Here is a 23,028-nt window from a genome sequence, read left to right as displayed (position 1 = left end):
TTGTTCGGGGGCCGCCACCTAACCTTTCGGATGCCCGCATCGCCACCCCACCAACCTCTTGGCGAGCCGAACCGATTCGCCCAGCTATATTAGGCAGCCCTAAACATCGAAGCACTTTAGGACGGCCTAAACATCACGGCAAACATGCCCGATACCTGTGTTATCGTACCGACAATTCGGGAGTACGAGTGCGTCCGCGAGTACGTCGCCAACGCCCGGGAACACGGCCACGCCGACCGGCTGTTTTTTCTGCTAGTCACGGAGGACTTCTGTGACGTCGCCGCGATGGAGGCGATGCTCGACGAGCTGGACGTCGCAGGCGCCGTCTTCGACGGAAGTGCCCGAGCGGCGTGGTACGACGAGCATGAGATCGGCGAGTATGCCCACGTCGTCCCCGCGGCCTCCCACGCCGAAACCTCGTTCGGGCTGCTGTACATGTGGGCTGGCGACTTCGAATACGGCGTCTTCCTCGATGATGACACACTCCCACACGACCATGAGACGGACTTCTTTGGCGGCCACTACGACAACCTCGCACGGACCGGGCCGGTGACCGAGGTTGCCTCCGACGAACAGTGGGTGAATGTCCTCTACCAGAACCACGACGAGCACGGGCTCTACCCCCGAGGCTACCCGTACGCCGCGATGGACGAGACGGTCACCGAGACGACGACGAGTCTCGCAGACGGCGATGTGGTCGCCTCCCAAGGGCTGTGGACGAACGTCCCAGATCTCGATGCCGTTCGTATCCTGATGGACGGCGACCTCGAAGGGTTGGCCCAGACCCGGACGACAGCTGCCGATTACGGTGAAGATTTCATCGTCGCGCCGGGCAACTATCTGACGGTCTGCTCGATGAACCTCGCGTTCCGTCGTCGCGTTATCCCGGCGTTCTACCAGTTGCCGATGGACGACAACGAGTGGGACGTCGGCCGGTTCGACGACATCTGGTCGGGCGTGTTCCTCAAGCGGGCTGCCGACCTCGCGGGTGACTACGTCCTCACGGGGACGCCGCTGTGCGAGCACAACAAGGCCCCCCGTCCCACCTTCGACGACCTCAACAACGAGGTGCCGGCCCTTGAGCTGAACGAACACGTCTGGGAGCTAGCCGATGAGGCGACCGTCGACGCGGATACCGACGACGTCTACTGGGCGGCATTCGCGGCGATGGCCGACCGGCTCGCAGACGGCGAGTTTGACGAATGGACCAACGGCGACTTCCTCACATTTGTCGGCGAGCACATGCGCGACTGGCTGGCGGCACTGGATGCACTGGCTGCCGACGCCGCGACCCCGCCGGAGGTGGCCGCAGATGACTGAGCGTGACGAACCAAAGCGGTTTTCCGTTTTAGGTGCCCCGAAACCCGATATGGACTCAACACGACGGCGGTATCTCGCGGGTGTGGGGACGGCACTCGCGGCCGGGCTCGCCGGCTGTAACGAGGGTGGCACCGGGACAGGGACGGAGGGCGACGGGAGCGAACCGACCGACACGCCTGCAGAGGGGCCAGGCCAAATCGGCTCCGGTCGCGAGGGCCGAGAGGCGCCCGGCGGGACGCCGATGGCCGAACTGCCGAATCTCTCGGGCGAGCTGAACCTCTACTCGGGGCGCGGCGAGGCGCTGGTCGGCGACCTCATCGGCTTCATCGGCGACCTCTACCCGGACCTGACGATTCGCGTCCGCTACGACGGCTCCGCGGACCTCGTCAACCGCATCCTCACCGAGGGGTCCAACTCCTCGGCGGACGTGTTCTACTCTGTCAACGCGGGTGCGCTGGGCGCACTCGCCGCCGAGGGGCGCACGCAGACGCTACCCGACAGCGTCCTCGAGCCCGTCCCGGAGGGGTTCCGCGACCCGGACGCTAACTGGGTGGGCACGTCCGGGCGGGCCCGCTCGATCCCGTACAACACCGAGCAGTTCTCCGAGGACGACATCCCGGACGACATCTTCCAGTTCCCCGAGCTGGACCGGTTCGACGGCGCCATGGGGTGGACGCCGGTGTACGGTTCCTTCCAGGCGTTCATCACGGCGATGCGCATCCTCAACGGGCCCGAGGAGACGAAGGCGTGGATCAACGGGATGCAGGAGTCGAACGTCGCAACCTACGGCGACGAGTTCGCCATCGCCCAGGCGGTTGCTGACGGCGAGATCGGCGCGGGCTTTGCTAACCACTACTACACACTGCGCGTGCTCGACGCCCGGCCGGACGCGCCCATCGACCTCGCATTCACCGAGAACGACGCCGGCGCCATCTTCAACGTCGCCGGCGCTGCGACGGTCGACACCGCCTCGGACGCGACGCTCGCCAACAACTTCATCCGGCACCTGCTGTCGGCGGAGGCCCAGGAGTACTTCGCGACCACCACCTTCGAGTACCCGATGATTCCGGGCGTGGAGCCGGTCCAGCCTGGTGGCATCGAACTGCCGACGGTCGACGAGCTCAATCCGCCCGAAGAGCTCGATCTCTCGCAGTTGGCAGATCTCGGGCCGACGCTCGAGCTGATGCGGGAGGCCGGCCTCAACGTGTAAGGCATGGCAGCAGGTGACCTCCGCCGACGGCTCGCCACCGCGAGCGATGAAGAGCGTCGGCTCCCGCTGGGGCTGATACTCCTGTCCGGAGCCGTCGCCGCTGCGGTTGTGTCACCGCTGGTGTGGGTCGTGGCGAACGCACTGGAGGCGCCGGACGCGTTCGCGCTACTGACCGCGCCGACGACACTCGAGGTGCTTGTCAACAGCGGGTTCCTCGTCGCTGGGGTAACGGGTGGCTCGCTGATCGTCGGTGTCCCCGCCGCCTACCTCACTGTGCGGACGGACATGCCGCTGGCACGCCCGCTCACTATCCTGCTGGCGATGCCGCTGGTCATCCCCTCCTACATCGGTGCATTTGCATTCGTCTCGGCGTTCGGTCCACGGGGGAGCCTGCAGGACCTGCTGGTGCCACTGGGCGTCGAGTCGCTTCCCTCCATCTACGGCCTCGGCGGAACCATTCTCGTGTTGACGCTGTACACCTATCCGTACGTGTTCCTGACGACGCGGGCGGCACTGAAGTCCATGGACACGACGCTCGTGGACGCAGCCCGCACGCTGGGTCACGACCGCTGGGCGGCGTTCCGCCGGGTGACCGTGCCCCAGATTCGGCCGGCAGTCGCGGCCGGCTCGCTGCTGGTCGCGCTGTACGCGCTGTCGGACTTCGGGACACCCGCCATCATGCGTTATGACGTGTTCACGCGCGTCATCTTCTCGAACTACAACAACATCCTCGGCGGCGGTCGGAGCCTGGCGGCGATGCTGTCGCTCCAGCTTGTCGTCGTGACGGGGGTGATTCTCGCGGTCGAGAGTCGGGTCCGGGGGAGTGGCGTCGAAGCGGAGTCGCCGACGGCCCACGCCACACCCGTCCGGCTGGGCCGGCTCCGCTGGGTCGCAACCGCCGGCTGTAGCCTGGTCGTCCTGCTGGCACTGGCGGTACCGCTCGGCGTGCTGACGTCGTGGCTCCTGCAGGCCGGCCAGCCGACCACCGGCTCCTTCGGCTTCGAATGGGGATATGTGATCAACAGCGTTGGCGTGGCCGCCGCGGCGGCGCTCGCAAGTGGGCTGGCCGCCCTGCCGGTGGCGTATCTGGCCGCTCGCAGCGACCATCCGCTCGCGGCACTGTTCGAGCGGGCCTCCTACATCGGCTACGCAGTCCCGGGGGTCGTGATGGGGCTGGCGCTGGTCTTCTTCGGCTCTCACTATGGGGGCGCCCTCTACCGCAACGGGCTTATCCTCCTGCCCCTGTTGGTCTTCGCGTACGTGGTGCGATTCCTCCCGCAGGCCGTCGGCTCGTCGCGTGCCTCCGCCGAGCAGGTGCAAGCCCGGCTTCCCGAGGCCGCCCGCACGCTCGGCCGCACACCTGCCGGCGCCTTCCGGGACGTGACTCTCCCCATCATCGCCCCAGGTGTCGCCGCCGGCGCGGCGCTCGTCTTCCTCACGACCATGAAGGAGCTGCCGGTGACGCTGATGTTGCGGCCTGCGGGCTTCGACACACTCGTCACGCGCGTCTGGACAGCCTACGGCGCCGGCTACGTCGGCCAGGCGGCACTGCCGGCGTTCGTCCTGCTGGCGGTGAGCGCGCTGTCGATGCTACTGCTCTTGCGCATGGAGGAGTACGATGTCGACTGACCTCGAACCACCAGAGCGGGAGCGCCCGGCCGACAGCGACCGCGGGTCCATCGACGGCGACCCTGTCCTGGAGCTGGACGGTGTCAGCAAGTCCTACGGGGGCACCCGCGTCGTCGAGGACCTCTCGGTGTCGGTCCGAGAGGGCGAGCTGTTGACCCTGCTGGGCCCGTCTGGCTGTGGCAAGACGACGACCCTCCGTCTCATCGCCGGCCTCGAGCGGCCCACGGACGGCGAAATCCGGCTCAACGGTCGCCGGGTCACCGGCCCAGACTTCGAGCCGCCCGAGGAGCGTGACGTCGGTGTCGTCTTCCAGGAGTTCGCGCTGTTTCCTCATCTGACGGCCCGCGAGAACATCGCCTTCGGGCTCACCGAGGCCGACGAGGCGGCCACCGAGCAACGAGTGGACGAACTGCTCGAGCTGGTCGGGCTCGTCGATCACGGCGAGAAGACGCCCGACGAGCTCTCGGGCGGCCAACAGCAGCGCGTGGCGCTGGCGCGCTCGCTGGCACCGGAGCCGCATCTCCTCCTGCTCGACGAACCGTTCTCCAATCTGGACGTCGACCTGCGGGTGGAGATGCGCGAGGAGGTGCGGCGGATCCTCAGAGAGGCGGGCGTCACGGCCGTCTCGGTCACCCACGACCAGGAGGAAGCGCTGTCAGTCTCTGACCGTGTGGCCGTCATGCACGACGGCAGCCTCGAACAGGTGGATACGCCGGAAGGGGTGTTCCAGCGGCCTCGCTCACGGTTCGTCGCCTCCTTCCTCGGGCACGCCAGCTTCCTGTCGGGATACGTCGCTGGCGATGTCGTCGAGACGGGCATCGGCCCGATCCCTCGCGCGGCCGTCGACGGGCTCGCCGACCAGTATGACGGGACCGACATCGACGTGCTGGTCCGGCCGGACGATGTGGTTGCGCGGCCGCCGGCACCCGACGAGACGGCCAACGGCCAGGTTGTCCACCGCCGCTATCTCGGCCCGACCGTCTTCTACCGGGTCGAACTCGACAGCGGCGACGTCGTCGGCTGTACTCACAACCACGCCGACGAGGTCCCACTCGACGAGCCGGTGCGTGTCGAGCTCGCGGCCGATCACGATCTCGCGTGGTTCCCCGCGGGGGCGAAGCGGGTCGCTGACGGCGGCCCGGAGTAACAATCGATGGCGACGCGTCGCGCCAGGCTCCTGATTGCAGGCGTCGCGACGCTCGCCGGCGCCCTCGTCGTGGTCATCGCAATCGACCTGTTCCCCTACGGCTCGGTCAACCACGACGAAGGTGTCTACCTCCAGCAGGCGGAACTCCTGCTTGACGGGCGCCTCTGGTTCGAGACGCCGCTACCAGACGCCTTCCAGTGGTGGTTCTTCGTCGAGGATGGCTCTCGGCTGTACTCGAAGTACCAGCCGGTCGTTCCCGCGCTGTTCGCTGTCGGGTTAGCTGTCGGCGTCCCGCGGCTCGTGCTCGGCGTGGTCGGGGGCATCGTCGTCGGAGGCGTCGTCCTGCTGACTCGCGAGGCGTACGACCTGCCCACGGCGCTGGCCGCCGCCGCGCTGGTCGTTGCCTCACCGCTGTTCCTGTTCACTACCAGCGTCTTCCTCCCGTACGCGCCAACGACCGCACTGAATCTCGTGTTTGCGTACGCGTACGTGCGCGGTATTCGGTCTGGCGAGGCTGGTTGGCGGACGCTCGCGGGGCTGGCCGTCGGGCTGGCGTTCTTCGCCCGACCGTACACCGCCCTGCTGTTCGCAGTCCCGTTCGTCGCCCACGCGCTCTGGCTGCTGTGGGCCGCCCGGCGCTCGCAGTCGTTACTGACAGAGCGGGTTCGCCTGTTGGCGCCCGTCGCGGCACTCGGGACGGCCTTCGTCGGGCTCACGCTCGCGTACAACGCCGTCGTCACCGGTGACCCGCTGGTGTTCCCCTACCAGGCGTTTGCCCCGGCCGACGGCATCGGCTTTGGGCGCCGCGAGATACTCGGCTACGAGCGCGACTACACGTTGGCCCTCGCGTTGGAGGCAAATGCACGCGTCCTCTGGGAGTTCGCCACCCGGACGGTAGCCGCACCGCCGTTCGGGGCACTCGCCGTGGGCCTCGGGTTGGGGCTGCTCGGTCGGCGACTCATCCGGGACGGCGTCGACACGGGCTCAGAGGTGCTCCCAGCGACCACCGTCCGGCTGCTGCTGGCGGGCGTGTTCTGTTCGGTCATCGTCGGGAATCTCGCGTTCTGGGGGAATCTGAATATCCTCGCTGACCTCGCGGATCCGACCGACGGGTTCATCTCGGGGTACGGCCCGTTCTACCACTACGACCTGCTGTTACCCGTCGGGGCGTTCGGTGCCGCCGGGCTCGCGTGGCTGGTCCGCCAGGGGCGGGCAGTCGTCACGACCCGATTGGACGCACCCGCGGCCGTCGTCCTCGCAGTCGTCCTGGTGCTGGCAGCGGCGCCGGTAGTGGCCGTCGCGGAGGCGAACGCCGTCGGCCCGCCTGTCGCGGAACACGCCGCCTACACCGACCGGTACGAAGCGACGTACGCGCCGTTCGCCGATGGGTCGCCTACTGGGCTCGTGTTCGTACCAGCCCCATACGGCGGCTGGCTGGGGCACCCGTTCCAGTCGTTGCGCAACGACGCGGGCCTTGACGGGCGGACGGTCTACGCGCTGGATCGGTCGCCAGGCGAGGATTTCGCCGTCGTCGACGCGTATCCGGACCGCGACCTCTACCGGTTTACCTACCGGGGAACATGGTCGCCGGAGCCGACAGGCCGCATCGTTCCGCACATCCAGCCGCTGTCCGTGCAGACAGGTGAGCGCCACCGCGTCAGCTTCCAAACGGGCGTTGTCGGGCGACCGTCGACGGTACGGGTGTCCGACGGGGACGACAGCGTCAGCTATACTGTGACGGCGTCACCAGGCGAGCGATTCACCGTCGAGTGGACGCTCGTTCCCGGCCGGGTCGTCGTTGTTCCCGATAGGCTGCGGAAACGAGGCGAGGGCCAGGTCGAGTTCGACGGGAGCGCGGAGATCGCCGTCGCCGTGACGTACGTCCAGTCTGGGGGTGCCACCGTCACGTACCGACAGGAGGTGGCCGTCGAGGAACGGGGTGGGACGGTCAGGCTAGTGTGGCCCCCAGAGGTTGAGGTGTGCCGGCTCACTCCGGACTGTGGCCACGAGGGGATGTATGTGCCCGGTGGCGACTACGTTGAGGGTGCAGCCGTAAACCAGACCGTCCGGTCGTAGACAGTCGGCCCAATCGCGATGCACACGAGTCGACACTCGGCTGGGACGGGCTGTCGCTCCAATCCAGCGTGTCCGGCGCGTCGGCTTCCGTCGGCGCATTCTGGGCATCTTCTGGGACCGAGTGGGAACTGCGCTCATCCTTCGTCACCAGCCGCCGGCGGTCGGCGGACACCCCTGATCATGTCCTTAACACAACAGACGCGGGCCCGGACTGAGGCCACCGATTCGATATAGCAGCATACAGTTTACGAGTTCGGCAGGCGACGGCGGTCAGCGGAGCCGTTCCTGCAGCGGGACCTTCAGAATAGACTTCGCGATGGCATAGCCACCGGCCAGCGGGTCAAGTTTCGTCTTGCCGGCCCGCTCAGCATAGTGGATAGGCTCTTCGACGACGTCGTATCCCCGCATCAGCGGGCGCAACAGCAGCTCTGCAGAGAGGCCGGTGTTCTCGGTCCACTGGATGTTCCTGATGACCTCCGCACGGTAGGCACGCATTCCAGTGGTCGTGTCGTGGACGCGCTCACCGGCCAGGAGCGACCCGAGCGCCGCAAATGCGTGATTCCCGAGTCGGTTGAACGCCGGCATCGCCTCCGCACCGTGATAGAGTCTATCGCCGGAGACGACGTCGTACCCCTGGTTGATGCGTTCGAGAAACCGCGGAAGCGCGTCCATCGGGTAGGTATCGTCACAGTCAGTGGTGACCACAACGGGGCGTGAGGCCCGTACGAGCGCTTCACGGACGGCGTAGCCGTAGCCGCGCGGCTCCTGTTCGATGACACGAGCGCCGTGTTCGCGGGCGATCTCGGGTGTCTCGTCGTCGCTGCCGTCGACACAGACCACCTCGGCCCGGCCGTCGGTCACCCGCTCGATGTCATCGAGCACGGTACCGATAGCCTCGGCCTCGTTGTAGGTCCCCATGACGACGCTGAGGTCGTCAAAGGTGAACTCAGTCACACCGCCCTCTCCACGGCGCGGATATTTAGGCCCGCCGAAAACAGATTTGCCACGCATGCCTCAATCGCCAATCCACAGAACCATCCACCGACACGAGACATGACAGATAGAGGCGAGGATTTATATCGGAGTATCTGGCCCCCCAGGCAATTTGGTAGCATAGATATCGAGATAATTAGTCTATACCGGCGTTGCGACCGCCCTATATCCTGAGATAAGCTCCCTTATTCCAGCGTCTGACACAGATTGAAGTAGCGGGGGAGAGTGCCCGCTCACATGAGCGACTCGGAGACGGAGCGGGTCGGCGTTCGCACATACGTCCCGCGCTACCAGAAAGAGCGGTGGGAACAGGAGGCCGCGGAGCTCGACATGAGCCAGGCCGAGTTCGTCCGGACAATGGTGCAGGCGGGCCGGCGCGGGTTCGGCCTCGAAGCGGGCGACGAGGGTAAAGAGACATCCGACGAGACAAACGCAACCCCCGGGGTCGACGGGGTGAAAGACCGGCTCCTCGGCCTTCTCGAATCTGAGGGGGCCCTCTCGTGGGATGACCTCGTCGCCGGACTGACCGACGACGTCGAAGCACGGCTGGACGATGCACTCGATGATCTCCAAGCGGCCAACCGCGTGAAGTACAGTGGTCGGGCCGGCGGCTACACACTGGTGGACGATGGCGAGTGACGCCGAGACTGCCAGCCCGGCGGACGACCCAGTCGCCTACTTTCTTCAGGAGCTAACGTACCACGGGAAGACAGAGCGGACCAGGGAGGCGTACGAGCGCGTCCTCCGGCAGTTCGAGACATTCGTTCGCGGGGAAGGAGCAAGCCTCGCGACGGCAAGTCGCCGCGAGTGTATGGCGTGGGTCCACACCCTTCGAGAGGGCCGCTCACGGTCGACCGTGGCCTCCTACGCCTCGTATCTGCATCGGTTCTACGCGTACATGACGCAGGTTGGCGCCTTCGAGGGCAATCCGATGACGCTTGTTTTGGAGGAGATGGACGAATCTATCGACACGGACCCTGCCCGCCGCGAGATCTTAGTGCCGGAGATGCGGGAGTTCGTGGCGCATATCACTCATCCGCTTGACCGTGCGGTGGTCGTCACACTACTGAAGACGGGGATGCGGGTCGGCGAGCTGTGTAATCTCGATATGCGGGATCTCAACCTTGAGGGAGAGGCACGCGCCGCATTCACGACCCCACCACGAGGGCCACTCGCCGGCCGGCCGAACTCGCTGTATATCTCCGAATCGCCCGCCCGTGGCGAGGTGACCAACGGCGAGCGGCGCACGGAGTCGAACAAGCGCAAGCGCCCCACCGTCATCCCTGTCGACGAAGAACTCCGCCAGGTAATCGAACGGTGGCTGGCTGTTCGACCAGGTCCGCGGTCGGACGCCGAACCGCTGTTCTGTTCCACGCGGGAGTGGGGGCGCCGGCTCACGGGCGGGATGGTCGGCAGCCGCGTCAGCGAGTATGCCGCCGACCACGGCTGGTACCAGTCCGGTGGCGGCGCCGGCGAGAACGTCACGCCTCACTACTTCCGGCACTTCTTCACCACACACCTGCGTGACCGGACCGGTGACCGTGGTATCGTGAAATATCTTCGTGGAGACGTCGCCAGCGACATCGTCGACACGTACACCCACGACTGGGGCGACCGGGTCCGCAAGACCTACGAACAGCACATCTACTCGCTGCTGTAGCCTTACATTCCCGAGAATTGACAACTTCCAGCGTTCGCTGTCAAGCTCATAAACTGTATGTCGCTATATAGAATCAACAGGCGAACGCCAAGCTGTTCGGTGTCGTATAGCCAACACACAAATAGCCCTACGCGGGCTCAGCGAGGGCGAAAAGCCGGTCTGCGACGGCCGCAGTCGACTCGTCAGACTCGGCGGCATTCTCTAGCAGCACCGTCTCGCTCGGGAACAACTGGTCGCCAACGAGCAAGCCGTGCTCTCGGGCAGTCGAGCCGGTGACAGTGAGGTAGACACCGGCGCCGGCCTCGGCGATGGCCGCCTCCTCTTCCTGGCCGTTCGTCGGGTAGACGAACTCGACACCGTCGAGCGCTCCCGTCCCGACGATCGCTTCGACCAACCGCTCGTAGCGGGGCGAGATACACAGTGGCCCCTCGTAGTCGCGGAGGTACGAGCGGTCCAGTGGACCGTCGTCGCATGTTTCGGGCGTTGCCAGCAGAGTGTGGTGAACGGTATCGCCGAGTCCGTCGACGAGCCGGACGTCAGTGTCGACGGGGTCGATGCGCTCGTTCACCTCGGCGAGCGAGCAGAGCGGCTCGTCTCGGAGAGTAACCACTTCCTCCAACACGAGGTCGGCGCTGTCGAACCCGAGGGCGAACTCGTGTTTTCGGAGCGCGCGGAACGGCTCCTCGCGACCGACCAGTTGGACCTCCCGGTCGGCGAAGGGAATTGTGAGGGAGTCGAAGACGATTCGTCGGGGGAATCCCGCCCGCGAGTCACGGACCAGCGTGAATTCTGGGTCGTGGGGAGTCGTCGTGTCGCTGTATCGGGCCAGCCGTTCGTAGACGGGCGCTTCGGGCGTTGTATCGCCCTTCGTCACGGCCTTCTCGTAGCGGAGCGTGGAGACGGCCTCGTCGATAGCCGTCGCGGCCGCCGCCGGCGCGCCCTGGGCGAACCGCTCGAGGACCGCCTCAAGGGGCCGGCCTTTGCGTGGCACCGCGACGCTGACGGGGCTCATGTGGCGGCAGACGCGACGGCTGCCTAAAACGGACGCGGTTCAGACTGCGAGCCGGTCGCCCACCTCGACCACCTCGACGGTCCGGGGCGCCTCGAAGGAGCGAACGTGCGGTCGGACGGCCGACGGGTCGGCGGTGAGGTTCTTCCAGATATCCCAGTGGGTGGGGACGAGCCGGTCTGGACCGACCTGTTCGGCGGCCATCGCCAGCTCGTTCTCGTCGGAGTACCACGTCGTCAACGCCCTGTTACCGTCGCCGTCTGGAAGATAGCCCGACGAGCCAAAGGCCAGCGCCGCAAGGTCCACGTCGTAGCGGTCGCCAACCTGTTCGAATGCCTCGCCCGGCCGGGCGTCGCCGCCGTGGAAGAACGTGCCGGCCTCGTGTTCGACAACGTACGACACCGGGTGGGCGGCGTCGGGATCGTTTGCTCCCGCAACGTGGACCGTGAACGGCCCAATAGACAGAGTGTCTCCTTCGGTCACCTCCTCGAGCTGGTCGCGGTCGACATCGTACTCCTCGGTCCAGGCTTCCTGCTCAACGACGGCGAGCGACTCATCGGGGGCGTAGTAGGCCGCGTTCGTGCGCGCGAGGATGGGTGCCTGCGTCGGTGCGTGGACGTGGTCAGAGTGTTCGTGCGTCGCCAGGACGGCGTCGCATGCCGAAACGTCCGCCGGATCGAACGGGACCGGAAGCATCCGGACGGTCCGCGGCGGGTCTCCCTGGCCACAGTACGGGTCGATGAACAGCGTCGTCCCGTCGCTCGCTTTCAGGATGAACCCGTTACAGCCCAGATACCAGACCGCAACACCGTCGGGGCTGGCGTCGGCCACTGCGCGGGGGAGCCAGTCGCCCCAGTCGGAGCCGGGAAACTCGTGTGCCATATCCGGGTGTCGGGAGAGGCAGCCAAAAGTCGGTCGGACCGTCAGCCTCTCGGCCTGGGCGCTCCCACGACCGTCGTGGCTCTCCGCCGCGACGCTGCACTGGCGCTCGTGACGCTTACACTCCTTATCGCTATATCAATTCAGGCCGGACTGGCGGCGCGGCTGTTCGCACCGCTACCAGCGCTCGTCGGCGTCGGGGGCGCTCTCACGCTGGAACTGGTTCTGCTCGCCAATCCTGAGCGCACGCAAGCCGTGTGGGAGCGCCAGTCCGTGCGGATTGGATCCATCGCCCTCGTTGTCGGCCTCGGGCTACTGGCGGTCCGGACGGGAACCGGCGCGGTCATCCTTGGGGCGCTCGCGTGGGGGCTGGTCGGATACCTGGGGCTGGTGGCCGTGGTGGTTGCGAGCGGAGAGAACCCGCTCGCACGGATTGTAGAGTGAGTGGAGACGCGTCGGTCAGTCCTGACAGCAGCCGCCCGCCTTCTCGCCGAAGTCGACTGCGAGCGGGGCAGAAATCATCTCGTTGAGGTCCTGCAGTTCACGCTCCAGTTGTTCCTGGGCCTCGAGGTAGTCTGCCATGACCGGGATATCGTGGAGTCGCTCCTGGGCCTGCTGGAGTTCACGCAGGTCCTCTTTGGAGGCGTCGCCCGTCTGTCGGGCCATCATGAACTCCTCGCGCAGTTGCTCGAACTCGCGAATCCGCTCTTGGGTCTCCGCGTCGCTTTCGACGGCTGCCTTCGCGTCGGCAAAGGCGCGGTAGGAATCGAGCTGTGTGATGGCGTCGCCGAGTTCGCTGGCGAGTTCCGTCACGCGGGCGGCCGCCTCGGCGCCCGTCGGCTCCGCGTCGCCCTCGGTGGACTCGATGCTCATACCCCGCGGTTGGGGGGCGTGCGGTTTAGGTCTGCCGAAGCCGGCCTCGAAGCGCGCTCGTTTTACGCCTCAAGCCGGTAACGAAGTCAATGAGCCACGAGTCGGGCACCAACACGGAGGGTGACCTCCGCAACACGGGGATGGCCCTGAAACACGAGCGAACATGGGACTACGAACTGGACCGCATCGTCGAGGAAGCCGTCGAGCGGGACGCAGAGAAGGTCGGCCTCCAGTTCCCGGAGGGGCTGAAGCGGCGGGCCCCACACGTCGCTGACGACCTGCGTGCACGGCTGCCCGCAGGGACGCGCGTTCTGATTTCGGGCCAGCCGTGTTACGGCGCCTGTGATCTGGACACCTACATGATGCGCCGGACGGACGTGTTCGTCCACTTCGGCCACTCGCCGATGAAAGACTCCGAGAAGATCATCTATGTCCCCCTCTTCTCGAACGTCGACGTCACGCCCATCATGGACGAGTCGCTCGAGGAGCTGGCGGCCCCCGAGGAGGACCCCGACGTCGGGTTGGTGACGACGGCCCAGCACATGAACAAGTTCGACGAGATGCGCGCCTACCTGGAGGAGCGCGGCTACGTCGTTCACACGCGTCGCGGCGACGAGCGACTCACCCACGAGGGACAGGTGCTGGGATGTAACTACGCCAGTGCCGACATCGACGCCGAGCAGGTGTTGTACGTCGGCGGCGGCAAGTTCCACCCGCTCGGGCTCGCGATGGAACACCCCGACAAGCGGGTCGTCATCGCCGACCCCGTCAACAATGTCGTCACGATTGCCGACACGGAGAAGTTCCTCAAGCAACGATACGCGACGGTCCACAAGGCGATGGACGCGGAGACGTGGGGCGTCGTCTTCTGTACGAAAATCGGTCAGGGCCGCTGGGAGGTGGCGAACGACATCGTCGAGTCGAACGACGACGCCTACCTGCTGACGATGGACGAGGTGACGCCCGACCGGCTCACACAGTTCGGCTTCGACGCCTACGTCAACACCGGCTGTCCGCGCATCACGACCGACGACGGCCCGCAGTTCAAACAGCCGATGCTCACCCCCGGCGAGTACGAGATTGCCATCGGCGAGAAGCCGCTGGATGAACTCTCCTTCGACACGTTCCACGGGACCTGGTAGCCGTATCCGGCCGGCCGCCGGGCACCGCTGACCGGCGTCTACGGGTTGCTGCCACCGGTCGACGCGACTCCCCGACACCCGTAATTTAGTGCACGCCCGTCCGACGACAGGTATGGACGAGGGTATCGAGCAGGCGGCCACTCTGCTTCGCGAGGCGGATACCGCCGTCGCGTTCACGGGCGCGGGTATCTCGACCGCCTCTGGTATCCCCGACTTCCGCAGCGATGGCGGTATCTGGGACCGGTACGAGCCGGAGTCGTTCCACATTCGCCGGTTCCACGCGGATCCTGACGGGTTCTGGCAGGACCGAGCGGAACTGGTTGCGGAACTGTATGCCGACGTCGAGCCGAACGCAGCCCACGAGGCGCTGGCGGCACTCGAGCAGGCAGACCTGCTCGACCGTGTCATCACGCAGAACGTCGACGGTCTCCACGCAGCCGCCGGCAGCGAAGACGTCGTCGAACTCCACGGCAACGGCGGCCGGGTGGCCTGTCAGGACTGCGGGCGCCGCGCGGATGCGGCGCCTCACTACGAGGCGGTCCGCACGGGCGACATCGACGGTGCGCCCCGATGTCCGGACTGTGAGGGGCTGCTGAAGCCGGATGTCGTACTGTTCGGCGAGCGGCTGCCGATGGCACCGTTGAACGAGGCGCGCTCGCTGGCGCGAACGGCCGACTGCCTGCTGGTCGTCGGCTCGTCGTTGACCGTCGAGCCGGCGGCATCGCTTCCGGAGATCGCCGCCGACACCGGTGGTGCCCTGGTCGTCATCAACCTTGAGGAGACGCATGTTTCGGGCCGGGCGGCCGTCGACCTGCGAGCGTCCGCGACGGAGGCCCTGTCTACACTCCGGGCCCGACTGCTTGGCGACTGAACCTTTTTATTCGGGTGGGGAGTGGTCTCGGGGCGCATGCCACACCACCAGGTCGTACACACCGACGACGTGGAGGAGACAGACCTCTCGGAACTCGATGTACCGCCGGATCTGAACATCAAGGCGATCGACGAGGCGCTCGGCACCGAGCAAGCGGCCGTGAAGATCTGGTACTTCGAGCCAGGTGAAGAGATCGGCTATCACGCCCACGCCGAGCAGGAGGAGGTGTACTACGTGCTCGAAGGCGAGTTCTCGCTGAAGCTGGGCCCTGCGGGTGACGAGGAGTTCGTCGAGGTGGGGCCAGGTGCCTTCTGGGTTGCCAGCCCCGAGACGGGCCACGGCCACCGGTACGTCGGCGACGACCGCGGGGCCATCCTCGCGATCGGAGCGCCGTTCGTCGACGATCCCGGTCTCGACCCGTACTCGATGGATTAGAGCGTCGCCTCGACCTCTTCCGGCCCGGCGGCCTCACCGTACGTTGTGTGGAGATACTCCACGATGTTCGCCGACTCGGCCATCGTGACGCCGTAGGTCTCGTCGACGAGCACGGGGACGGCCCGCTGGCCGGAGACTCGCTTCACCTCGTTGCGTTTGGAGTGTAGTCCCTCGACCCAGATGGAGTCGAACGCGAGATCGAGGTCTTCGAGTTCGTCGACGACCAGTTCACACCACGGACAGCCTTCCAGCCGGTACAGTGTCAAGTCGGTCATGTGCGAGCGGACGGGCGGTGCCCACATAAACCGACCGCCCAGCGGGGAACGGTTTTAGTCGCCGGGCGGCGACCGCGGGGGTATGCCACCGAGCGAGGGGGAGACAGCACCGGATTTCGAGACGCTCTACTGTGACGGTGAGACGTTCCGTGCCGGGACGCTCGCCGACCGGCTCGACGGCGGCGCAGTACTCGTTTTCTCCGGCTTCGCCTTCAACGCCATCAACGAAAACTGGTACAAGCAGTACGACCGCGCCGGCTGGGCCACGTTCGATGTGCCCGTCGTCGGCGTGTTCCGGGACGGGCCATACGCCGTGAACGCGTTCCTGCGCGATATCGACTCGCCATTTGGCGCGTTCGCGGACGTCGAGGCGACGGCCGCCGCCGACTACGGTCTGCTGACCGAACGCCCGGGGATGGCCGGCGTTCGTACCGCCCAGCGTGCGGTGTTCGTCCTCGACGACGACCGGACGATACGGTACAGCTGGGTCGGCGACGACTGGATCAGCCCGGTGCCGCGCGACGAGATAGAGGCGGCTGTTGCGCGGCTGTGAGCCGGTGTCTCGCGGGGTGACACACGTTCCCGAGAGGTGACCACTTACCGGTTACCGTTGAGTGACCAGATGGGGACCATGGGATGCCCGTTCCACGACGGCGACGACACGGCAGCATCGACCGACGACAACGACCACGGGCGAGAGGAGGCCGGCGTCGAGCGCGGCGGCCGCGACCGCGAGAGAGTCCCGCGACGCGACTTCCTGCGGTCGGCGCTCGCCATCGGCGGATCGGCCGCGCTGACGACCACGCTGGGCATGACAGGGATGCCCGCCAGGGCGGCCGCATCGGGCGAGCCGGTCGGGGTCGCCGAGCGGCTCAACCGCCAGCACGCCTGGGACGACTACGAATTCGAGGACCCCGACAAGGGGACGCTCCCGCCCGCGCGTCACGTCCTCCTGATGCTCGAGTACCAGGGTGAAGGCGAGCCCTCGCCGGAGCACCGCCGGCAGGCCCAGCAGGCGTTCCGCGAACTCGAGTCGACCATCGAGTGGGACCACGAGGGGCTGCTGTTCACGGTCGGCTACTCCCCGTCGTACTTCGACCGGTTCGACGAGGAGTTGCCGCCGGGCATCGAGCCCGCGGGGTCCGTCGGGAGCTTCGAGAAGCAGACCCTCATCGAGGCGGACACGCTCATCGACCTGCCTGGCGTGACCCTCGACCACGAGGAGCCCGTTCCTGAGTCCGACGGCGACGCGGGGCCGACCTACGACGCCTGTCTCCATCTCGCCAGCGAGCACGAGCAGACCATCCTCGCGGCCGAGGAACTGCTGTGGGGGGGCGCGGTCGACGTCGACGACGACGGTGAGGAGGAGTCGCTGGACCACACGCTCGAAGGCGTCTTCGAGCGGCCAACGGACTACCCCGACCGCCGGGTCGGGTTCGCCGGGACCAAGAACCTCATCGAGGAGGGCAGCGCCGGCGAGGAGGGCGGCGTCTACCCCGAGGAGGTGCCTGTCGACGACGGCGCGAAGCTCTCGATGGGATTCAACGACCTGTTCAAGAACTCCATCCCGCGGGAAGACCTCGTCACGCTGCTGGAGGACCAGCAGTTGGTCGAGCCGAAGCCGCCGGGCGTCTTCGCGCAGGGGACGGTCCAGCACGTCTCCAAGCTGGACATGAACCTCGACCCCGAGGGGGACAATCCCGGCTTCGAGGACACCTCCGCGGACACCGTCGCCGACGACGGCTGGTACCAGTACGACGACCAGGGGCGAATCGACCGGATGTTCAGCCCCGACCACGACGAAGGCGAGATGGGCGTCGTCGGCGACGAGCTCGGCAGTTCGAACGCGCCCTACGAGTCGGACGAGGGGAGCAACGCGATGCGGGACCTCAGCGCCGACGACCCCGACGTGGCCGAACGGACCAAAGCTGACGCCAACGCCGAGGACGGCCCCGGGGTCGCCGGCCACGTCCAGAAGTGCGCGCGGGCGCGGTTCGACATGGAGACCCGCGTCACCGACGACATCCCCGACGACTACCCGTACGTCACCGAGCGGGACGACGACTTCCTCCGCGGCCACGACGGCGACCAGGAGGCCGAGCAGGTGATGCTCCGGCGCGACTTCAACACCGTCGACAACGAACGGCCGGGGCTCCACTTCGTCTCGCTGATGCGGTTCAACCCGTACATGGCCTACATGCGGCAGGCGATGAACGGCGTCCAGTTCGACAGCGCGGCGTTCGGGCTGACGGGCGACGCCCGCATCCAGCACGACGAACTCGACCTCGACCCGAGCGACAACGGCATCGCCGGCTTCTGCAAGACCCAGCGACGGGGGAACTACCTCGTGCCGCCCATCACGCAGCGCGCGCTGCCGCACCCGCGGGGCGAGACGGTCGACATCACGGTGGAGCGGGCCGGCGAGAACTTCCGGGTCACCGTCGACGGCCTCGCGGCCGGTGACCTCGCGAAGGGGAGCGTCCGGTTCGGCCGCTATCTCGAGGTGAACGCCGGCGGCGGCGTCGAGCCACGACAGGTCCGGACGCGCGGGAACCGCACCACGTTCGTCTTCCCGGCCGACGGGACGAGCCTCGCGGACGGCGGCACGGCCCGGCTGTTCGCCAAGCGGGACGGCAGCCTGAAGCCGGTGCGCGGGACCGCGACGGTCTCCGAGGAGACGAAAGGGAAGCAGAAGGGAGCGACCGCGGACGACTGACCTCAGCCGCGCTCGCCGCGGACGATGGCCGGCAGCTCCCGGAGGTCGTCTATCTCGTAGGTGGCCTTCGGGCCGCGGGCGTCGGGGCCGTAGGCGACGGCGTCGAGGCCGGCGTCGACGGCGCCCGCCACGTCGTGGTCGTAGCGGTCGCCGACCATCACCGCCCGGGCGGGGTCGCCGCCCCACTTCTCGAGGGCCGCCTCGTACATCTGGGGGTCGGGCTTCGTGTGGCCGACCGCCTCGCTGGTCGTCACGGCGTCGAAGCAGTCCGCGACGCCGAACCGCGCCAGCAGGTCGTGCGCCTCTGGCTCATCGATGTCGCTGACGACGCCGACGTGGACCTCTTCGGCCGCGACGGCCCGGATGGTCTCGACGGCGCCGTCGACCGGCCGTGACGTCTCCGCGCTGGCCGCCTCGAGCAGCGGCCGCCACTCCGGTTCGGGTGGGGGTGAGCCGTCGAACAGCGCCTCGGTCGCGACGCGGTAGCCCTCGCGGGCGGTCCGGTAGCTCGTCCCCTCGCGGCCGGTGAAGTAGTCGCCCAGCGCCGACTTCCAGCGGTCAAGCGCGTCCGGCGGGAGGTCGTACTCGTCGCCCAGCCGGTCGACGAACAGCGCGTACCCCTCGCGGATGCTCTTCAGTTCGACGACCACGCCGCCGAGGTCGAAGAAGACGGCGTCGTAGCTCATCGGTGTCGACACACCCCCTCGACGGTCGTCACGTCGATACGGCCTGTCTCGCGCAAGTGTGCGAGCGCGCTCATCGCCTCCGCGAGCATGTACCGGGCCGGCCGCTCGCCGGCCAGCTCGGCGGCCACCGCCGGCACCGTTTCGTGGCCCGCCTGGACGAGCCTCTCCACCTCGTCGAGCCGGCGTTCGAGACTCTGACGGTCTCGCTCAAGAAGGTCGTGGAACCGCTCGTGGACCGGGCCGTGGCCGGGGTAGACCCGTTCGGGGTCGTGGGCGGCGAGCCGGTCGAGACCGGCGAAGAAGGCGTCGAACGCCTCACGGTGGCCGTCATCGAGGCCATCGTGGAGCATCACCGCCCGGAACGGCTCGAGGAGCGTATCGCCCGACACCAGCCGCCGACCGTCCGCGCCGAGCAGGTACGCGAGGTGGTCAGCCTGATGACCGGGCGTGTGTATCGCTTCGACGCGCGTGGGGCCGACCTCGAGCGGCCCCGGCTCGACCCACTCGTCGACTCGGTCGGGAGCGAGCAGTTCGCGATCGCGTTTTAGCGACTCGACGGCGTCTGCGACGGCCCGCTCCAGTTGGTCACCCGACAGGCCACCGGCGCGGGCGTTCGCGCGCACCCGCTCGGCGAGCGCGTCGGCATCGCCAGCGAACCGCTCGCGGACGCCCGCAGGCGCGTACACGGTCGGGTTCGCCGCCTCAACGACGGTCGGCACCTGCCCGACGTGGTCGACGTGCGGGTGGGTGACGACGAGATGCTCGATGTCCGCAAGTGCGTAGCCAGCCTCGCTGACCCCCGTCCGCAGGTGGTCGGCTGCGTCGGATCCGGGGACGCCGGCGTCGAACAGCACCGGCTCGGGCCCCTCGAGAAGATAGCAGGCGACGTGCCCTGGGGCCCATTCCATTCCGAATTCGATGCGGTGGACCGCCGTGCCACCGGATTCGTCCATTATCAGAGGGGACAGGGGCGAGCGAATAAGCGTTACTCCTCGTGCGAGCAGCCGTTCACGGTTCGGGGACGTTTCGGCAACAACGCCCGCCAGCCCCGGTGACTTTATTTACGACCGCTCCCGCCCTTCGGGGACGAGCTTACACTGTAAACATGACACGGAACCCACGCTTCAGCGTCGACGGCGATACCGTCGTCATCACGGGGTCGAGTCAGGGTATCGGGAAGGTGACCGCGGAGGTACTGGCGGCCGACGGCGCGAACGTCGTCGTCTCCTCGCGGTCTCAGGGGAAAATCGACGACGTCGCGGCGGCCATCAACGACTCGGACGCACCGGGGCGGGCCATCGCCGTCGAGTGTGACGTCCGCGAGCGTGATGCTGTCGAGGCGCTGATGGACGCCACCGTCGACGAGTTCGGCCGTATCGACACGCTGGTCAACAACGCCGGCGCGTCGTTCATGGCTGGTTTCGACGACATCTCCGAGAACGGCTGGAAGACCATCGTCGACATCAATCTTCACGGCACGTACCACTGCGCACAGGCGGCCGGCGAGCGGATGCAGACACAGGACGAGGGCGGCCGCATCATCAACTTCGCGTCGGTCGCCGGCACGAAAGGGGCTCCGTACATGAGCCACTACGGCGCGGCCAAGGCAGCCGTCGTCAACTTCACCACGACGCTCGCCTACGAGTACGCCCCCCACGATATCCGAGTGAACTGTATTGCGCCCGGGTTCGTCGCCACGCCAGGCGTAGAGTCACAGATGGGCGTCTCCGCCGACAATGTCGACCGTAGCGAGGTCGAACGGCGGATGGGCCACTCCGAAGAGATTGCCGACCTCGTCCAGTTCCTCGCCAGCGATGCCTCCTCGTACGTGATTGGCGAGACCATCGAGGCGAAGGGTGTCCCGCCAATCGAGGAGTCCCCAGAGGTATGAGCGCCAGCCGCGAGGTGTTCCTGCCGGTCGCGGCCCAGCCGAGCGTCGAGGCACTCGTGGACACCGCCCGGACGGCTGAAGACCTCGGCTACTGCCGGGCGTGGCTGCCGGAGACCTGGGGGCGAGACGCCGTCACCGTCCTTGCGAGCATCGCCCACGCCACCGACGAAATCGGCATCGGCACGTCCATCATGCCGGTGTACTCCCGGTCGCCGGCACTTATCGGCCAGACGGCCGCCACCCTCCAGGAAGTGTCGGACGGCCGGTTCCGGCTCGGCCTCGGACCGTCGGGGCCGGTCGTCGTCGAGAACTGGCATGGCGTCGACTACGGAAACCCACTGAAGCGTACCCGCGAGACGGTCGACATCGTGAAGCAGGTGCTGTCGGGTGAAGAGGTGACGTACGACGGCGACTACTTCGACCTCTCGGGGTTTCGGCTCCGGTGTGATCCGCCCGAGCCCGCACCGCCCGTCGACACAGCCGGGATGGGTCCCAAGGCGGTCGAGCTATCTGGCCGGTTCGCCGACGGCTGGCACGGCCTGATGCTCATCCGCGAGGGATTGCGTGACCGGCAAGCTGACCTCGAGCGTGGCGCGGACCTCGCCAACGCCGACCCTGCGAGCCGTCGAACGACGATGTCGCTCACATGCGCGGCCCTCGACGATCGCGAGCGGGCTCGCGACATCACCCGCCAGCATCTCGCGTTCTACGTCGGCGGGATGGGCACCTTCTACCGGGACGCACTCGCCAGACAGGGGTACGAGTCGACCGCGGAGACAATCTACGAGGCGTGGCAAGCCGGCGAGCGCGACCAGGCGGTCGCGGCCATCGACGACTCGTTGCTGGACGAGCTCGCCATCGCCGGAACGCCCGCGGAGGCACGCGAGCGGCTGAGGGCCTGGGAACAGGTGGATGCGGTCGATGCGGTCGCCGTCTCGTTCCCGCGAGAGGCGACGCTCGCGGAGATCGAACAGACGACCCACGCGCTGGCGCCCTAGTCAGTCGTCAGCGGGCGCGTCCGCGGCGACGTGCTCGGCGAACTTCTCGCGCACCTTCTCGATCTTGGGGTCGGCGTTGAACTGACAGTAGGCGTCACCGGGGTTCTTTTCGTAGTAGTCCTGGTGGTACGGCTCGGCCTCGTAGAACGTCTCCAGCGGCTCTACCTCCGTGACGATGTCGTCCTCGTAGACGTTCTCGGCCTCGAGACCGGCGATGAACGACTCGACGGTCTCCCGCTGAGTCTCCGACTCGTAGAGGACGATAGAGCGGTACTGCGAGCCGACATCCGGTCCCTGGCGATTCAGTGTCGTCGGGTCGTGGACGGTGAAGAAGACCCGCAGCAGTTCATCGTAGCCGATAGCCTCGGGGTCGTACTCGACGCGCACTACCTCAGCGTGGCCCGTCTCTTCGCGACACACCGCCTCGTAGCTCGGATCCTCGACGTGGCCGCCGGCATAGCCGGAAGTCACCTCGTGGACGCCCGCGAGCTGTTTGAACGCCGCCTCGGTACACCAGAAGCAGCCACCGCCGAATGTCGCCGTCTCACTCATACGCTAACGAGGAGCCCCGCGCGCATCAACGCTACGGCGCCGGTCAGGCGAACGCGCCGCCGGAATCGCTCTCGTCGTCGCCGGCCGCGAGAATCTCCATCAGCGCCTCGTGAATCTCGCCGACCGGCGGTGTGTCCCGCGTGGGGTCGAGCCAGTGTTCGCCTAGCCAGCGGAACTGGACCGTGCGGTCAGTATCGACGAGGAAACACGACCGCCGCGAGCGCGCGAACAGGTTCAGCGCGCGATACTTCACCTTGAATTTCTCCGCGACCGTGAGGTCTGGGTCCGAGAACAGCGGGAAACTGAGATCGAGATACGAGATGAACCGCTTGTGGAGATAGCTCCGCGACTTACTGATACCGACCACCTGGACATCGTCATTGGCGGTAAACCAGTCGAAGTCGCGGAAGGAACACCACTCCTCGATACAGTCGGGGCTGAAGTCGACGGTGTAGAACGTCAACAGCACCGGGCTGTCCTCGAGCAGTTCGGAGAGGCTCGTCGGCGCCACCTCTCCATCGGGGAAGACGAGATCGGCCGTGAAGTCGGGGGCCGTCTCGCCCACCTCAAGCCCGGGAGCGTCGCTCATACCTTCCGAGAGCGCGGGCGAGAACTTATCAGTCCCGGTCGCCGGAAGCTTCCTACCCGTCGCCCGCGAACAGGGAG

General features: G+C 67.0%; 24 protein-coding genes. 15 read left to right on the top strand and 9 right to left on the bottom strand.

Annotated elements, in window-relative coordinates; all coding sequences use genetic code 11:
• The first annotated feature begins 144 nt into the window (after positions 1-144).
• The 5 genes from ABEJ63_RS08465 to ABEJ63_RS08445 are packed head-to-tail and all read left to right on the top strand — an operon-like array spanning position 145 to position 7,382.
• The gene (locus tag ABEJ63_RS08465; protein WP_375795926.1) at positions 145-1,320 is read left to right on the top strand and encodes an alpha-1 4-glucan-protein synthase; all 1,176 of its coding nucleotides are present in this window, start codon (positions 145-147) and stop codon (positions 1,318-1,320) included.
• Positions 1,321-1,369: 49 nt separating this feature from the next.
• Positions 1,370-2,530, top strand: a complete 1,161-nt coding sequence (locus tag ABEJ63_RS08460) for an extracellular solute-binding protein (RefSeq protein ID WP_375795925.1) — start codon at positions 1,370-1,372, stop codon at positions 2,528-2,530.
• A 3-nt stretch (positions 2,531-2,533) separates the two neighbouring features.
• Entirely contained in the window at positions 2,534-4,159 is a 1,626-nt protein-coding gene (locus tag ABEJ63_RS08455) for an ABC transporter permease (protein WP_375795924.1), read from the top strand.
• Positions 4,149-5,306 (top strand): ABC transporter ATP-binding protein, encoded by a 1,158-nt coding sequence (locus ABEJ63_RS08450; protein ID WP_375795923.1) that lies wholly within the window; start codon positions 4,149-4,151, stop codon positions 5,304-5,306. Before ABEJ63_RS08455 ends, ABEJ63_RS08450 begins: the two co-directional genes overlap by 11 nt.
• A 6-nt stretch (positions 5,307-5,312) precedes the next feature.
• Positions 5,313-7,382 carry a glycosyltransferase family 39 protein gene (locus tag ABEJ63_RS08445; RefSeq protein ID WP_375795922.1) on the top strand — a complete coding sequence of 690 codons (2,070 nt, stop codon included), beginning with the start codon at positions 5,313-5,315 and terminating at the stop codon, positions 7,380-7,382.
• Between the two features lie 270 nt (positions 7,383-7,652).
• Here ABEJ63_RS08445 and ABEJ63_RS08440 read toward each other — a convergent pair whose 3' ends face one another.
• Positions 7,653-8,336, bottom strand: coding sequence for a dolichyl-phosphate hexose transferase (locus ABEJ63_RS08440; protein WP_375795921.1), 684 nt, complete (start codon positions 8,334-8,336; stop codon positions 7,653-7,655).
• Positions 8,337-8,612: 276 nt separating this feature from the next.
• Here ABEJ63_RS08440 and ABEJ63_RS08435 point away from each other — a divergent pair, with 276 nt between their 5' ends.
• Entirely contained in the window at positions 8,613-9,014 is a 402-nt protein-coding gene (locus tag ABEJ63_RS08435) for a DUF5805 domain-containing protein (RefSeq protein ID WP_375795920.1), read from the top strand.
• The gene (locus ABEJ63_RS08430) at positions 9,004-10,035 is read left to right on the top strand and encodes a tyrosine-type recombinase/integrase (RefSeq protein WP_375795919.1); all 1,032 of its coding nucleotides are present in this window, start codon (positions 9,004-9,006) and stop codon (positions 10,033-10,035) included. Before ABEJ63_RS08435 ends, ABEJ63_RS08430 begins: the two co-directional genes overlap by 11 nt.
• Positions 10,036-10,162: 127 nt before the next feature.
• Here the strand turns inward: ABEJ63_RS08430 and ABEJ63_RS08425 are convergent, their stop codons facing one another.
• Together ABEJ63_RS08425 and ABEJ63_RS08420 are read right to left on the bottom strand one after the other, a co-directional pair.
• Positions 10,163-11,047, bottom strand: a complete 885-nt coding sequence (locus tag ABEJ63_RS08425) for a hypothetical protein (RefSeq protein WP_375795918.1) — start codon at positions 11,045-11,047, stop codon at positions 10,163-10,165.
• A 39-nt stretch (positions 11,048-11,086) separates the two neighbouring features.
• The gene (locus tag ABEJ63_RS08420; protein WP_375795917.1) at positions 11,087-11,926 is read right to left on the bottom strand and encodes an MBL fold metallo-hydrolase; all 840 of its coding nucleotides are present in this window, start codon (positions 11,924-11,926) and stop codon (positions 11,087-11,089) included.
• Positions 11,927-12,001: 75 nt separating this feature from the next.
• Here ABEJ63_RS08420 and ABEJ63_RS08415 point away from each other — a divergent pair, with 75 nt between their 5' ends.
• Complete coding sequence (locus ABEJ63_RS08415) at positions 12,002-12,367, top strand: hypothetical protein (protein ID WP_375795916.1); 366 nt, start codon at positions 12,002-12,004, stop codon at positions 12,365-12,367.
• 15 nt (positions 12,368-12,382) lie between these two features.
• Here ABEJ63_RS08415 and ABEJ63_RS08410 read toward each other — a convergent pair whose 3' ends face one another.
• Complete coding sequence (locus ABEJ63_RS08410) at positions 12,383-12,796, bottom strand: YlbF family regulator (protein WP_375795915.1); 414 nt, start codon at positions 12,794-12,796, stop codon at positions 12,383-12,385.
• 89 nt (positions 12,797-12,885) lie between these two features.
• Here ABEJ63_RS08410 and dph2 point away from each other — a divergent pair, with 89 nt between their 5' ends.
• The 3 genes from dph2 (at position 12,886) to ABEJ63_RS08395 (ending at position 15,244) form a co-directional block, all read left to right on the top strand.
• Positions 12,886-13,938: a diphthamide biosynthesis enzyme Dph2 gene (dph2, locus tag ABEJ63_RS08405; protein ID WP_375795914.1), complete on the top strand. Its 1,053-nt coding sequence runs from the start codon at positions 12,886-12,888 to the stop codon at positions 13,936-13,938.
• Positions 13,939-14,050: 112 nt separating this feature from the next.
• Positions 14,051-14,809: an NAD-dependent deacetylase gene (locus ABEJ63_RS08400; RefSeq protein ID WP_375795913.1), complete on the top strand. Its 759-nt coding sequence runs from the start codon at positions 14,051-14,053 to the stop codon at positions 14,807-14,809.
• Positions 14,810-14,845: 36 nt separating this feature from the next.
• Complete coding sequence (locus ABEJ63_RS08395; RefSeq protein WP_375795912.1) at positions 14,846-15,244, top strand: cupin domain-containing protein; 399 nt, start codon at positions 14,846-14,848, stop codon at positions 15,242-15,244.
• Here the strand turns inward: ABEJ63_RS08395 and ABEJ63_RS08390 are convergent.
• Positions 15,241-15,519: a glutathione S-transferase N-terminal domain-containing protein gene (locus ABEJ63_RS08390; protein ID WP_375795911.1), complete on the bottom strand. Its 279-nt coding sequence runs from the start codon at positions 15,517-15,519 to the stop codon at positions 15,241-15,243. The genes ABEJ63_RS08395 and ABEJ63_RS08390 overlap by 4 nt on opposite strands.
• A gap of 82 nt (positions 15,520-15,601) precedes the next feature.
• On the opposite strand from ABEJ63_RS08390, the gene ABEJ63_RS08385 reads away from it, so the two are divergent.
• Entirely contained in the window at positions 15,602-16,072 is a 471-nt protein-coding gene (locus tag ABEJ63_RS08385) for a redoxin domain-containing protein (protein WP_375795910.1), read from the top strand.
• Positions 16,073-16,150: 78 nt separating this feature from the next.
• Positions 16,151-18,235 carry a hypothetical protein gene (locus ABEJ63_RS08380; RefSeq protein ID WP_375795909.1) on the top strand — a complete coding sequence of 695 codons (2,085 nt, stop codon included), beginning with the start codon at positions 16,151-16,153 and terminating at the stop codon, positions 18,233-18,235.
• A gap of 2 nt (positions 18,236-18,237) precedes the next feature.
• On the opposite strand, the gene ABEJ63_RS08375 is transcribed toward ABEJ63_RS08380, so the two are convergent.
• Both ABEJ63_RS08375 and ABEJ63_RS08370 read right to left on the bottom strand, forming a co-directional pair.
• Positions 18,238-18,921: an HAD family hydrolase gene (locus tag ABEJ63_RS08375; RefSeq protein WP_375795908.1), complete on the bottom strand. Its 684-nt coding sequence runs from the start codon at positions 18,919-18,921 to the stop codon at positions 18,238-18,240.
• Complete coding sequence (locus ABEJ63_RS08370) at positions 18,918-19,874, bottom strand: MBL fold metallo-hydrolase (RefSeq protein ID WP_375795907.1); 957 nt, start codon at positions 19,872-19,874, stop codon at positions 18,918-18,920. The genes ABEJ63_RS08375 and ABEJ63_RS08370 overlap by 4 nt, the downstream gene beginning before the upstream one ends.
• A 152-nt stretch (positions 19,875-20,026) precedes the next feature.
• Here ABEJ63_RS08370 and ABEJ63_RS08365 point away from each other — a divergent pair, with 152 nt between their 5' ends.
• Positions 20,027-20,812, top strand: a complete 786-nt coding sequence (locus ABEJ63_RS08365) for an SDR family NAD(P)-dependent oxidoreductase (RefSeq protein WP_375795906.1) — start codon at positions 20,027-20,029, stop codon at positions 20,810-20,812.
• A complete protein-coding gene (locus ABEJ63_RS08360; protein WP_375795905.1) occupies positions 20,809-21,810 on the top strand; it encodes a TIGR04024 family LLM class F420-dependent oxidoreductase in 1,002 nt (333 codons plus the stop codon). Before ABEJ63_RS08365 ends, ABEJ63_RS08360 begins: the two co-directional genes overlap by 4 nt.
• Here the strand turns inward: ABEJ63_RS08360 and msrA are convergent, their stop codons facing one another.
• Together msrA and ABEJ63_RS08350 are read right to left on the bottom strand one after the other, a co-directional pair.
• Positions 21,811-22,362 carry a peptide-methionine (S)-S-oxide reductase MsrA gene (msrA, locus tag ABEJ63_RS08355; protein WP_375795904.1) on the bottom strand — a complete coding sequence of 184 codons (552 nt, stop codon included), beginning with the start codon at positions 22,360-22,362 and terminating at the stop codon, positions 21,811-21,813.
• Positions 22,363-22,405: 43 nt separating this feature from the next.
• Positions 22,406-22,951, bottom strand: coding sequence for a peroxiredoxin family protein (locus tag ABEJ63_RS08350; protein WP_375795903.1), 546 nt, complete (start codon positions 22,949-22,951; stop codon positions 22,406-22,408).
• Positions 22,952-23,028 lie beyond the last annotated feature (77 nt).

Origin of the sequence: Halosegnis sp., assembly GCF_042216475.1 — an archaeon.
Taxonomy (GTDB): domain Archaea; phylum Halobacteriota; class Halobacteria; order Halobacteriales; family Haloarculaceae; genus Halosegnis.
Note: the sequence above shows the minus strand (reverse complement) of the source record. Positions and strands in the feature narration are given on the sequence as shown.

Coding starts and splice junctions, on each gene's coding strand:
- ABEJ63_RS08400 (WP_375795913.1), top strand. CDS start 14,051: ATGGACGAGGGTATCGAGCAGGCGGCCACTCTGCTTCGCGAGGCGGAT.
- ABEJ63_RS08445 (WP_375795922.1), top strand. CDS start 5,313: ATGGCGACGCGTCGCGCCAGGCTCCTGATTGCAGGCGTCGCGACGCTC.
- ABEJ63_RS08370 (WP_375795907.1), bottom strand. CDS start 19,874: ATGGACGAATCCGGTGGCACGGCGGTCCACCGCATCGAATTCGGAATG.
- ABEJ63_RS08465 (WP_375795926.1), top strand. CDS start 145: ATGCCCGATACCTGTGTTATCGTACCGACAATTCGGGAGTACGAGTGC.
- ABEJ63_RS08460 (WP_375795925.1), top strand. CDS start 1,370: ATGGACTCAACACGACGGCGGTATCTCGCGGGTGTGGGGACGGCACTC.
- ABEJ63_RS08425 (WP_375795918.1), bottom strand. CDS start 11,047: ATGAGCCCCGTCAGCGTCGCGGTGCCACGCAAAGGCCGGCCCCTTGAG.
- ABEJ63_RS08435 (WP_375795920.1), top strand. CDS start 8,613: ATGAGCGACTCGGAGACGGAGCGGGTCGGCGTTCGCACATACGTCCCG.
- msrA (WP_375795904.1), bottom strand. CDS start 22,362: ATGAGTGAGACGGCGACATTCGGCGGTGGCTGCTTCTGGTGTACCGAG.
- ABEJ63_RS08450 (WP_375795923.1), top strand. CDS start 4,149: ATGTCGACTGACCTCGAACCACCAGAGCGGGAGCGCCCGGCCGACAGC.
- ABEJ63_RS08385 (WP_375795910.1), top strand. CDS start 15,602: ATGCCACCGAGCGAGGGGGAGACAGCACCGGATTTCGAGACGCTCTAC.
- ABEJ63_RS08455 (WP_375795924.1), top strand. CDS start 2,534: ATGGCAGCAGGTGACCTCCGCCGACGGCTCGCCACCGCGAGCGATGAA.
- ABEJ63_RS08430 (WP_375795919.1), top strand. CDS start 9,004: ATGGCGAGTGACGCCGAGACTGCCAGCCCGGCGGACGACCCAGTCGCC.
- ABEJ63_RS08390 (WP_375795911.1), bottom strand. CDS start 15,519: ATGACCGACTTGACACTGTACCGGCTGGAAGGCTGTCCGTGGTGTGAA.
- ABEJ63_RS08420 (WP_375795917.1), bottom strand. CDS start 11,926: ATGGCACACGAGTTTCCCGGCTCCGACTGGGGCGACTGGCTCCCCCGC.
- ABEJ63_RS08395 (WP_375795912.1), top strand. CDS start 14,846: ATGCCACACCACCAGGTCGTACACACCGACGACGTGGAGGAGACAGAC.
- ABEJ63_RS08365 (WP_375795906.1), top strand. CDS start 20,027: ATGACACGGAACCCACGCTTCAGCGTCGACGGCGATACCGTCGTCATC.
- ABEJ63_RS08410 (WP_375795915.1), bottom strand. CDS start 12,796: ATGAGCATCGAGTCCACCGAGGGCGACGCGGAGCCGACGGGCGCCGAG.
- dph2 (WP_375795914.1), top strand. CDS start 12,886: ATGAGCCACGAGTCGGGCACCAACACGGAGGGTGACCTCCGCAACACG.
- ABEJ63_RS08375 (WP_375795908.1), bottom strand. CDS start 18,921: ATGAGCTACGACGCCGTCTTCTTCGACCTCGGCGGCGTGGTCGTCGAA.
- ABEJ63_RS08380 (WP_375795909.1), top strand. CDS start 16,151: ATGGGATGCCCGTTCCACGACGGCGACGACACGGCAGCATCGACCGAC.
- ABEJ63_RS08350 (WP_375795903.1), bottom strand. CDS start 22,951: ATGAGCGACGCTCCCGGGCTTGAGGTGGGCGAGACGGCCCCCGACTTC.
- ABEJ63_RS08360 (WP_375795905.1), top strand. CDS start 20,809: ATGAGCGCCAGCCGCGAGGTGTTCCTGCCGGTCGCGGCCCAGCCGAGC.